Origin of the sequence: Rhodococcus sp. EPR-147 (assembly GCF_001647185.1) — a bacterium.
In the GTDB taxonomy this organism is placed as follows: domain Bacteria; phylum Actinomycetota; class Actinomycetes; order Mycobacteriales; family Mycobacteriaceae; genus Rhodococcoides.
The window spans coordinates 1-9,455 of sequence record NZ_LVCU01000203.1 but is presented as its reverse complement, the minus strand read 5'-3'; the positions used below and the strand labels follow the sequence as shown (position 1 = coordinate 9,455).

Annotated in this window: 14 protein-coding genes; 8 read left to right on the top strand and 6 right to left on the bottom strand. The window is 65.8% G+C overall.

What is annotated here, in order from left to right; genetic code table 11:
- Together A2J02_RS28215 and A2J02_RS10010 are read left to right on the top strand one after the other, a co-directional pair.
- A partial coding sequence (locus A2J02_RS28215; RefSeq protein WP_231911431.1) for a DUF6349 family protein occupies window positions 1-499 on the top strand: 499 nt, incomplete at its 5' end.
- Window positions 500-536: 37 nt separating this feature from the next.
- A complete protein-coding gene (locus tag A2J02_RS10010) occupies window positions 537-1,493 on the top strand; it encodes a hypothetical protein (RefSeq protein WP_068049706.1) in 957 nt (318 codons plus the stop codon).
- Window positions 1,494-1,588: 95 nt separating this feature from the next.
- On the opposite strand, the gene A2J02_RS10005 is transcribed toward A2J02_RS10010, so the two are convergent.
- Entirely contained in the window at window positions 1,589-1,900 is a 312-nt protein-coding gene (locus A2J02_RS10005; protein ID WP_068049705.1) for a putative quinol monooxygenase, read from the bottom strand.
- 107 nt (window positions 1,901-2,007) lie between these two features.
- Between A2J02_RS10005 and A2J02_RS10000 the strand changes: the two genes are divergently transcribed.
- The 4 genes from A2J02_RS10000 to A2J02_RS09985 all read left to right on the top strand — a co-directional run bounded on the left by A2J02_RS10000 (window position 2,008) and on the right by A2J02_RS09985 (window position 5,125).
- Complete coding sequence (locus A2J02_RS10000) at window positions 2,008-2,949, top strand: GlxA family transcriptional regulator (RefSeq protein ID WP_027504856.1); 942 nt, start codon at window positions 2,008-2,010, stop codon at window positions 2,947-2,949.
- A 1,038-nt stretch (window positions 2,950-3,987) separates the two neighbouring features.
- On the top strand, window positions 3,988-4,221 hold the full coding sequence (locus tag A2J02_RS09995; RefSeq protein ID WP_068049703.1) for a glutaredoxin family protein: 234 nt from the start codon (window positions 3,988-3,990) through the stop codon (window positions 4,219-4,221).
- A gap of 53 nt (window positions 4,222-4,274) precedes the next feature.
- Window positions 4,275-4,850: a DnaB-like helicase N-terminal domain-containing protein gene (locus A2J02_RS09990; protein ID WP_068049701.1), complete on the top strand. Its 576-nt coding sequence runs from the start codon at window positions 4,275-4,277 to the stop codon at window positions 4,848-4,850.
- Entirely contained in the window at window positions 4,847-5,125 is a 279-nt protein-coding gene (locus A2J02_RS09985) for a hypothetical protein (protein ID WP_068049699.1), read from the top strand. Before A2J02_RS09990 ends, A2J02_RS09985 begins: the two co-directional genes overlap by 4 nt.
- Before the next feature lie 95 nt (window positions 5,126-5,220).
- Here the strand turns inward: A2J02_RS09985 and A2J02_RS09980 are convergent, their stop codons facing one another.
- The 3 genes from A2J02_RS09980 to A2J02_RS09970 all read right to left on the bottom strand — a co-directional run bounded on the left by A2J02_RS09980 (window position 5,221) and on the right by A2J02_RS09970 (window position 7,069).
- Entirely contained in the window at window positions 5,221-5,571 is a 351-nt protein-coding gene (locus A2J02_RS09980; protein ID WP_068049697.1) for a hypothetical protein, read from the bottom strand.
- Window positions 5,568-6,515: a hypothetical protein gene (locus A2J02_RS09975; protein WP_068049696.1), complete on the bottom strand. Its 948-nt coding sequence runs from the start codon at window positions 6,513-6,515 to the stop codon at window positions 5,568-5,570. The genes A2J02_RS09980 and A2J02_RS09975 overlap by 4 nt, the downstream gene beginning before the upstream one ends.
- 116 nt (window positions 6,516-6,631) lie before the next feature.
- Window positions 6,632-7,069, bottom strand: a complete 438-nt coding sequence (locus tag A2J02_RS09970; RefSeq protein WP_068049695.1) for a hypothetical protein — start codon at window positions 7,067-7,069, stop codon at window positions 6,632-6,634.
- Window positions 7,070-7,316: 247 nt separating this feature from the next.
- On the opposite strand from A2J02_RS09970, the gene A2J02_RS09965 reads away from it, so the two are divergent.
- Window positions 7,317-7,679 carry a hypothetical protein gene (locus A2J02_RS09965; RefSeq protein ID WP_156516176.1) on the top strand — a complete coding sequence of 121 codons (363 nt, stop codon included), beginning with the start codon at window positions 7,317-7,319 and terminating at the stop codon, window positions 7,677-7,679.
- Between the two features lie 14 nt (window positions 7,680-7,693).
- Complete coding sequence (locus A2J02_RS09960; protein ID WP_068049691.1) at window positions 7,694-8,320, top strand: DUF6308 family protein; 627 nt, start codon at window positions 7,694-7,696, stop codon at window positions 8,318-8,320.
- Between the two features lies 1 nt (window position 8,321).
- Here the strand turns inward: A2J02_RS09960 and A2J02_RS27660 are convergent, their stop codons facing one another.
- Entirely contained in the window at window positions 8,322-8,738 is a 417-nt protein-coding gene (locus A2J02_RS27660; RefSeq protein WP_156516175.1) for a hypothetical protein, read from the bottom strand.
- Between the two features lie 367 nt (window positions 8,739-9,105).
- A partial coding sequence (locus tag A2J02_RS09950; protein WP_231893739.1) for a hypothetical protein occupies window positions 9,106-9,455 on the bottom strand: 350 nt, incomplete at its 5' end.

Here is a 9,455-nt window from a genome sequence, read left to right as displayed (position 1 = left end):
GACCACCTGGGGACGGCACGGCTCAACCGCCGCCTCTCACGCGTTCCGCCCCGGAATCTGCGACCCGTCCACACCCACCGATATCTGCCAACCCACCTGTGTTGCAGCGGACCTCGACTGCTGCTGCCCAGACACGAGCAGGGACACCCCCTGCCAGTGCGTCGGCGGCGACGTCTACCGCGGCGCGTGCACCGGCTGCCCGTGGGAAGGGGAGAACCGCGCCGACGAGTCCGAGGCAGTCTGCGACGCCCTCGATCACGCCCACCCCGGCTGGATCGACGACCTCCCGATCGTGACCCCCGAACGCAGACCGTCGCAGAAGGATCAGGTGTGGACAGCGAAGGTCATCGACATCGTCGGGGAACGCCCCACCGGATGGCCCGTCATCACCCGACGCGGCGACACCATCGGCCTGCGCTCGGTCCCGCACCGCTCACCGTGGGGCGGCTACGACGTCGCCGCAGCCACCGCCGAAGCCCACCTCACCCAACGCCCCTGATCGTGCTGTCCCACCTGAGCCTGAAAGGCCCCAACTGATGAACAATCCAGTGCCCCAGACGATGCCACCCGCTTCAGCGGACATCGAGGTGCTCCTGTCCTTCCTGATGTGGGGTTGCACCGCGCTTGGTGTCCTCGCCATGATCGGCGGCGGAGCCAAGTTCTTCTGGTCACGCATGTACGGCGACGACGACAGGACCGCGCTACAGATGTGCGGGGGAGGGCTCGTCGTCGCTGTCGCGGCGGCGGCCGTCCGTTCGATTCTTTTGCCGGTGTCTGCCGAGGAGGCTACGAACCTTCCTCCCGCCGACCCGCCCGCAACACTGGACGCCCCGGCACCACCACCGGTGGTCGATGCCGCACCCGACGTTTCGATGGACTGGACACCGGTCATCTGGTTCGGCGGCATCGCCGCAGTCCTGGTCTCGGTCGCACTGGCTGCCTACCTGATCATCAGGACCCGCAGCCACGTCACCGACCGCCGCACCGCCAAGAAGGCACTCGAAGCCGACTACGCCGCAGCCCACGCCGTCTACAGCGAGGTCACGGACGCCTACGCCGCGTACCTGTCCGAGCCCTACGCCATCTTCGTCAGGCCCCTGCTCGACAACCTCGACGAGCCGCGCACCGCAGCGTTCATCGACGCCTTCGCCGAGATGAACCAGATCCGGCCCGAGCAGTGCCCCGACACCCTCGAGCGTGTGCAGGCTTTCGCCGTGGCCGCTCAGAAGGCGCACACTGCCTGGCGGAAAGCCGACGGCTACGCCCGCGCCATCGGCATGGGCGTGACCAGTACCGAAGACCACCGCACCGTCCGGCGTATCCGCAGCGCCCTGGGGATCGCCCTGGACGACTCGGCCACCGGGCAGGAGCGCGAGACAGCGCTGCGCACCGTTCAGGAGCTCGCGGCCGGCGTCGTCACCATCCCCGACCGCATCTACGACAGCGCCAAGATCGCCATAGAAACCACCACACGCAAACAGATCACCAGCTGACCAACCAGACCCCGTGTGGTGCCGACACCCAGCAGTGTGTCGGCACCACCTGGCAACATGACCCACCAAACGACACAACGACAGGCGTTGGCGGACTACGGGAGCTTGGACGCGAGGACGTCGGCCGCCAGGATCTCGGGTGCTGCGCCGAGGAGGTGCTGGTTGGCCATCAGGGCTGCGACGATGGCGCCGTTGGCGTGGGCGTCGCGAGCGGCCTCGTCGGGGAATGCATCGAAGATCCAGAAGGTGTCGGCGTGGGTCCTAGCCGCGAACCAGACAATCGTTCCTACTTCTTCGTTGGCGAGTGCGACAGCGCCGGCGAGCAGATCGGCGAGCGCGTCGTGCTGTCCATCGGCCGCGACGATCTTGGCGACGAAGGCATACGGAAGTGATACGGGTGTGGACATGAGGGGTTCTCCTTGAAGTCGGGGTTCTTCGTGGGGCGAGTTCAGCCTATGACGAGCGAGGGCCGGTGGGGAGTGGCGTATACGACAGTATTGCTATTGTTCGCGCCATGCGTATCGGACTGATCGCGATCGACGGCTGCTTCGGTTCGGCGGTCGCGTCGGTCATCGACATCGTGCGGGTGGCCGACGGAGCCCGCGGCGATGTCGACCCGCGGATCGACCCGATCGAACTCGCCATCCTCGGACCGAAACGGCGAGTGACCACGACGGCATCGATGACCCTGTCGGTAGACCACCCGCTGTCGGAGTCCGGAGAGTTCGACGTGGTCGTCGTCCCTGCGCTTGGAACCCTCACGGCCGCCGCTACCAACGACGCCCTCCAGAGCCGAGATGCACGTTCGGTCATCGCCTCACTCGGGCGCCTCGACGACGCGACCACCCGGATCGCCGCGGCGTGCACCGGCGTGTTCGCCGTCGCCGAGACTGGACGGATGCATCATCGGCGGGCGACGACCAGCTGGTTCCTGGGGCCGGAGTTCCTGAAGCGCTATCCGACCGTCGCCCTCGATCTCGACACCATGGTCGTGGTCGACGGGAACCTCGTCACCGCCGGCGCCGCGTTCGCCCACATCGACCTCGCGCTCTCACTCGTGCGATCGATCAGCCCCGACCTGGCCCAACATGTCGCCAAGCTCCTCATCATCGACGAGCGTCCGTCGCAGGCGGCCTTCGTCGCCTACGAACATCTCCGGCACGAGGACCCGATCGTCGTCGAGTTCGAACGCTTCGTGCGCGCCCGCCTGGACGAACCGTTCAACGTCGCCTTCGTCGCGCAGTCGCTCGGCACCAGCCGGCGCACCCTCGAACGACGAGTCCGTGCGGCGCTCAACCTCACTCCGCTCGGCTTCGTCCAACGGCTTCGCATCGAACGAGCGCGGCACCTCTCAGCAACCACGGACCTCACCTCCGCCGAGATCGCGCTACGGGTCGGCTACGCGAACGCCGAGACTCTGCGCTCCCTCCTGCGCAGGGAGCGACGCCGTTCCTGACCTATCGCCATGCCTGTAGCCGGTGTCCTAGCGCTCGGTTGGAACCACCTCTCAGCACGTCGCGTCGACGCTCCTGCGTCGCCCCTGGACGACCCACTCGACACGCCCGCAGCACAGGCCATGTGACGTGCCCCGGCTTCCCGGGCGGTCGGGGTTGGGTGGCTGTGATGTCGCTGCGTTCTCGTCGAGGGGGTCAGCAGACCCGATCAGGGTCGATTGGGATGAGCCGCGAAGGCGGTCAGGTCAGGGCGGCCGAAGCCGGCCGGCGGGGTAGCGTCGGACACGTCGAGGTCTTTCGGATGGATGGCGTAGGAACCTCCATCGTCGGGAGACCTCGACGTCTATCTGCGGACCGACGCGCCCGGCCGACCTACACCCTCATCTGGGAAGAGCCCGCAAAGCTCCATCGACGACGATCGACTGGTACCGACTCGATTGCCACATCCAAAGAGATATTCACGAACTCGGAACCCACCTCTTTCGCGGACTCGACACCAAATACCTCCCTCGTGCGCTGGAGCGTGTCACCAAGAGAAAAGTTGAAATACAGAGATGGATGAACGCACTGAACGACCTCCGCAGCGAAGCCGCACGAAACACCACACCTGAACTCGTACAAGAATGGATGCAATTGCGGCGGCAGATGGTCTTGAGAGGCCCGCTCGGAATCCGCAGGTCTCTGGTCTCACACCGCACTCGACAGTACGAACTCGACTAGCGATAGCCCCCCGACTGACGCCGCCGTAGAGCAACAGCTCCGGCGGCGTTCGCATGTCTCGATCATGGCGTCGCACCAGTAGTCGGGCGACGGCACCATGACCGGAATGCGAAATGAACACTGGTCCCTGTCGCTTTTTCGTATTCCTCTCCGTACTGCTGATAAGGAAACGCAACCGACGTAATTGCGAACTTCTGGTCAGTCAGTAATCTATTGCGCGCCAACATATTCGAGTTAAAATACCTCGCTTTATCTATGGATAATCGGGGCAATTTGAGGTAAAATCGACATATCGGAACAATTCTCGCGAGGAGTGAGCTATGTCGATCACTGTGTACACGAAACCCGAATGCAACAACTGCGATCAAACAAAACGACGCCTGAACAAGCACGGGATCGAATACACGACCGTCGATGTCACCGAAGATGCAGCGGCCCGCGAGTTCGTCACCGACGGACTCGGCTACCGGCAGATGCCCGTCGTGGTCGTCGACGAGAACACCCACTGGTCCGGCTTTCGGATCGACGCCCTCGACAAGCTCGCCGCCGCCTGACCGACCACTCCGTTGACCCTGTTCGAGATTGACCTGCGAGAACGAGCCCGACGATGACGCCACTGAGCGCAGTTCCACCGCCCGACGAGCCCGAGCGTGTCGTTCGCAGCCTCGCCGCTGTTGTCGACGACACTGCCGTCGACAACGAGACGTCCACCGACCCCGAGGCACTGCTGCTGTGCGCCCTGATGTGGAGTGCCCACACCGGGGGAGTGTCCGCCGAAGATCTGCGCATCACCGCGATCGTGACCGCCGACGACTTCGACGACGTCGCGTACCGGCGAATGTTCGTCGTGATCGCCGGTCTCGTCGCGGCCGGCGAACCCTACGACCCGGCGAGCGTCACCGCAGCCTTCATGCGATCGGGATCCGGCGGAGCCAAGGACGCGCCCCTGCGTCGCCGCTTGAACGAGGTCATCACCGCCGGGGCAGACGGCTTCACCGCCGTCCACTACGCCGACATCGTTCTCTCGCAGTCCTACCGGCGCAGTTACCGGACCGTGGCAACGGCAATCGTCCACGCCGCCGAGGAGCTACCGGAGGAGTACCTGTTCGATCACCTCGTGGAGCACGGTCGCGCTCAACGCGCACTGTGGCGGCGGCTCAACACGTTTCGGGCAGGGCAGTGACCCTCGACAGTCCCCTCACCCGCACCGGACCCCGTAACGAACGAGACACCCGCGGTGTCGACTCCCGCGGGCACGCGGTGGAGTCCCCGATCGGGGTGTACCTGTGGTGGTGCGGACACGTCGGAGCCGACGCACACGACCTCGACGCACTGCAGGAGTGGGACTACCTCCACGCCGACGAGACCACCGACGCCGAACGCCGCACCCTGACCGCCTGGGCACTGGCGGCCGGAATCTTCGGCGCACCCGGCACCGCGCCGCACCCGCAGCGCTGACCGCGCCCAACCCGGCCCGAACGACAAAGGCACCCACACCGGCTGTGTGGGTGCCTTTCTCGCCCGTACGGACGAGCTGAGCCGGACGAGCGGTGTCAGTGGCGATCGCCGATCCGGACCTCGTCACCGAAGTCGATGTCGTAGTCGGCCAGATACGGCGCATCGGGGTCACCGCTGGATGTGTATCGCGGGTAGAGACCCTTCTGCTGTTCGGTCTGAAGAACGACCACGCGTACCCGGCCGGGCGTGATGTGGATTTCGCGGAGTACGCCGGTCATCGGTTCGTTCCACAGCACCGCCTCGAACACCAGGACCGCGCCGAGGTCGCCGCCGTCGAGCCGGAACGCAGGCTTACCGTCGCCGAGCGCGTCGGAGCGCTGCGGGGCCCGAGGTAGTCGGTGCCGCCCTTCCCTGCTCTGCGGTAGGGACTGGTGGTCGGTGGTCATCCGAGACCGTGATCGGCTGACCGCGATGTCGCCGCTGTGTGTATCGGGCCAGGGGCGGTGTGCAGCGCGGACGAGGTGGCCTGTGCAGCTCTGGACGAGCGTCCGGTCGGGGGCGTGACCAACCCTCGCGGACGTGTCGAGGAGCGTTCGACGTCCGCTGCGTGCGCCATCGGCGGCGTCGATACCGACGCGGACACAGCTGCGGTGTTGTCCGGGCGTGCGGCCGGCCTCGATCGAGCTCGCAACTCGTCGAGGTCGGCGGCGAGTGCGGTGATGTGTTCGGCGTCGGCGACCGGGTCGAGGACGGAGAGGTTCGCCCGCAGGTTCCGCACCTGCACGGACCGCTCGGCGGCGATGCGGTCGGTGTCGGAGACGTCCGCTGTGTGGGTCACGCGCAGCACCGTCTCGTTGCGCATCGGTTCGATGGTGCCGTCGAGATCTGCCGCGAGCTGCTCGGCGATGCGGTGCGCATCCTGCGGTGTGTACGCGCCGACGTCGCTGCGCGAGTTCGGGATCGGGCCGGGCCGGGTGGAGTACACCTCCACGTCGAGAACTGCGACGGCGTCGGGGCCGTCGACCGCCGAGTCGGGTAACGGCGGTGACGTTTGGACGACAGCGGCCACGGCGGCGGTCACTGCGCGTGGTGCGGGGATGACGGTGCGTCGTGCGCCGGAGGCGTAGGCGGGGAGCGCGGTCAGTTCGGCGGCGAGTTCGCCGGGGGTGCCGATGAACTCGACATCACGGCGTGAGGTGCCCTCGCCGACTGCGTCGATGACGACGGAGACGGTGTCGAATTCGTACGTGTCTGCCAGTGCTGCTGCTTGGGTGAGCGCGAACTGTCCGGCGGAGCGGGAGGTGTAGAACGAGCCGCGTGCGTGCACGAAACCGGGGTCGCCGTTGCGGTCGAGGGAGGCTACTTCGACGTTGAATCCGGGCTGGGTCATGTGTGTGGTCCTTTGACGTGATGGGGTGCGCCCGCACGTGAGATGTGTCGAGCGTGCGAGGGCACGGGGGATCCGCGACCGGTGCCGGTGCGCGGGTGGTGTGAGTGCAGCAGTGTTCAGTGCGCGGGCGCAGTCGAGGACTGCGGTTCGGTCGACACGTCGGGTGCAGGCGACGAGGCGTCGTCATCGTGGTGTCGGTCCGGTGCCGCGGTGGTGTTCTCGGCACCGACTCGGCGGCGCGCAGTGGCGCGACCGGTGGCGCGTTTCGCTGACGCCTTGGATGCCTTCTTGCCGGTCGGCGGTGTCGGAGCGGTCAGACCACTTCCGGTGAGTTCGGCAACCGTCCACCCGGCATCGATCGCTTCTTTGTACGCGGCGGCGTGTTCGGCGTTCGCGTGTTCAGCGGCGCGAGTGGCCTCGGCGACCTTCTCGCGCGCATCAGCGGATGCCTGGGCGGCGTCGAAAAGGGACTCGATGTATTTGGTGCGGTTTTCTATCGCGGCGCGTGCGCGCGCGATGGCGGTGTCTTTGTCGACAGCGGGAGAGACAGACATGGTGAGGGCCTTCCAGTTTCGGTGCGCGGAAATCCCCACCGGACAGGTACCGATCGCTCACAGAGCCACACAACCCACAGTGCGGTGAACGCAGTGCGGGGTGAATCGGTACGGGTGGGGCGCGCTCGAACGTGACCCTCATCGACGCTCGAACTGACTCGATCCTAGATCATCTGCACTCTGCGCGGCGTGCCACCAGCACCGAGGTGTGTGTTTCGTGTCGGTGCCTGCTGGCACGGTGCCGACCATGACCGACGACGACGCCACCACACCGCCGCCTCTCGTGCGCGTGCGGGCGGTGCTCGACGGCGAGGTCCCCAATGGGACGCATGTCGTCGCGCACGGCACCCTCGAGGACGTCACAGTGAAGACGAATCAGCAGACAGGTCAGTGGGCGATGGGCCGTCTCGTCGACTCAGACGATTCGATCGACTTCTGGATGTTCCCGCGCGCGTTCGCACGCACCGGCCGATCGAGCGTTGATACGGCCGGCCCGATCGCTGTGACCGCATGTGTGTCTGGCCCGCCGGAGCGCACCGCGCTGATCATCAACAGCATGGAGCGCATCGAACCGCACCCGGAACCCGGTGTCGACACCACCGCTGTCTGACACGATCGACCGCTATGAGTGTCACTCTTCCACCGCCCCTGATCGCCGACTCCGACGACGATGCGGCCGCTCTGCTGCGTCGGTACTACGGCGGCACCTACCTCGATGCCGGGTGCTACACCGGCGCGTACTTCGACAGTTGGGCACCGCAGAACCGCGCCGCCGACAGCAACCGGTTCACCGCCGACGATCTCGTCGCCATCACCTTCCTGTCGGTCAACGTCACCGCGAGCGCGGCGCGCGAACTGCTCGTCACCCGAGCCGCACGGTTCGCAGAGTTGCTCGACGCCGTTGGCCCGGACCGCGACCTCGCCGACGAAGCGGACGGGCTCACACCCGACGCGCCGATCCTGCTGCTGGAGGACGAACTCCGAAGCGTGGGGGACATCGGCCGCACCATCGCCACGAAGTTGATGGCCCGCAAACGCCCCCGCCTGGTCCCGATCTACGACGTGGTCGTCGGGCGCGTGCTGAATACGGTGATGGTGCACCGTGATCCCATCCGGGAAGCGCTGCGCGCGGACGGCGGTGCGCTGCACACTCGACTACTGAGAATCAGAGCGGCCGCAGCGTTGCCCGACGACATCAGTGCGCTCCGCGTCCTCGACGTCATCAGTTGGATGCACGGCAAATCGAACTAAATCAGTAGGGGACCGCGGGATGCAGTTCGAAGCCGAATTCGGTTAGCGGTTGCAGCGCAGCCGTGGACGAGCGAGGAAGGAACAGAGCGAAGACCTGTATGTAACCGGCAGCGGTTTCCATCGTGGCGTACGGGCCCTGTCCTACTACGTCGTTCTCGGCCTTGAACCGCGATGAATAGAGGCCGATCCCGATCTGGTCTGTTCCCTGGCGCGGCATACAAATCGCTGATCCTTGATCCGAGCTGGGGAGCATTGAGCCGCCCTGCCCGTCGAGGAAACTGCCGGGCTTACAGACGGCCGCGAACCAGTCGTCAGAGGTGGACGCGGCAAACGTGTTCCCCGTTGTCTCCTCGGCTGCATTGCCGTTGCTGTCACTGTCTGACGAACAGCCCGCCAGTACGGCTGCGAATGCAGTCAAGGCCGCAGCGCGCCCGAGGTTCTTCCTCCGCGTCTGCGTCGATCGTGCGTCGCGTACTTCACTGCGTGGTGTTCCGCGTCGCCGCACGTCTTCTCCTGCCGATGGTGTTAGTAAGACCTGAAACCATCTCGTTCGGTTTGCTCAGAACGTTACTGGAGGCATGTTCGTTCGGAACGGGAATTCGCCACGGTGCCGTCCACTCGATGCTGTGCACGCGTGCACAGCGACGTCTTGTCGGTGGGATGCGTTTCCCCCTGCGCAGTCGGCTCGCGACGCGTTGCACACGGCCCGCGCGGCCGCCGTTGCATCGACTGCACATCGCCCTGGCACGGTGACTGCGACATCGTGTGCAGATGGGCGATATCGGTCAGTGGTAGTCGTTGTCGTACTGGTTGCGGTGGTACCCGCGTCGGGGTCTGCGGTCGGCGACTCCGCTGGCACCGCCGAGCGCGAACAAGGGAACCATGAACAGCATCACCGCGATGAACGCGCCGATCACCGCGATGAATGTGGAGAACACGACAGCGAGAACGACGAGGTACGCGCCGACACCGATGACGGTGAGAATGTTCGCGACGAACCCCTTCCATCCGGGGTCGTTCTCGCCGAGGTACCGCACGTACCAGATCAGGAATCCGGCACCTGCGACAGCGAGCAGGGGGAGCGGTCCGACGTCGTCGGTGAAGAGCGAGGAGAGCGTCATCTCGTACGTCCTTT

What these genes read in the sequence shown, in the direction of transcription:
- A2J02_RS09960 (WP_068049691.1), top strand. Translation starts at nt 7,694, where the DNA reads ATGAGTGTCACTCTTCCACCGCCCCTGATCGCCGACTCCGACGACGAT.
- A2J02_RS09990 (WP_068049701.1), top strand. Translation starts at nt 4,275, where the DNA reads ATGACGCCACTGAGCGCAGTTCCACCGCCCGACGAGCCCGAGCGTGTC.
- A2J02_RS09975 (WP_068049696.1), bottom strand. Translation starts at nt 6,515, where the DNA reads ATGACCCAGCCCGGATTCAACGTCGAAGTAGCCTCCCTCGACCGCAAC.
- A2J02_RS10010 (WP_068049706.1), top strand. Translation starts at nt 537, where the DNA reads ATGAACAATCCAGTGCCCCAGACGATGCCACCCGCTTCAGCGGACATC.
- A2J02_RS09980 (WP_068049697.1), bottom strand. Translation starts at nt 5,571, where the DNA reads ATGACCACCGACCACCAGTCCCTACCGCAGAGCAGGGAAGGGCGGCAC.
- A2J02_RS09965 (WP_156516176.1), top strand. Translation starts at nt 7,317, where the DNA reads ATGACCGACGACGACGCCACCACACCGCCGCCTCTCGTGCGCGTGCGG.
- A2J02_RS09995 (WP_068049703.1), top strand. Translation starts at nt 3,988, where the DNA reads ATGTCGATCACTGTGTACACGAAACCCGAATGCAACAACTGCGATCAA.
- A2J02_RS09970 (WP_068049695.1), bottom strand. Translation starts at nt 7,069, where the DNA reads ATGTCTGTCTCTCCCGCTGTCGACAAAGACACCGCCATCGCGCGCGCA.
- A2J02_RS10005 (WP_068049705.1), bottom strand. Translation starts at nt 1,900, where the DNA reads ATGTCCACACCCGTATCACTTCCGTATGCCTTCGTCGCCAAGATCGTC.
- A2J02_RS10000 (WP_027504856.1), top strand. Translation starts at nt 2,008, where the DNA reads ATGCGTATCGGACTGATCGCGATCGACGGCTGCTTCGGTTCGGCGGTC.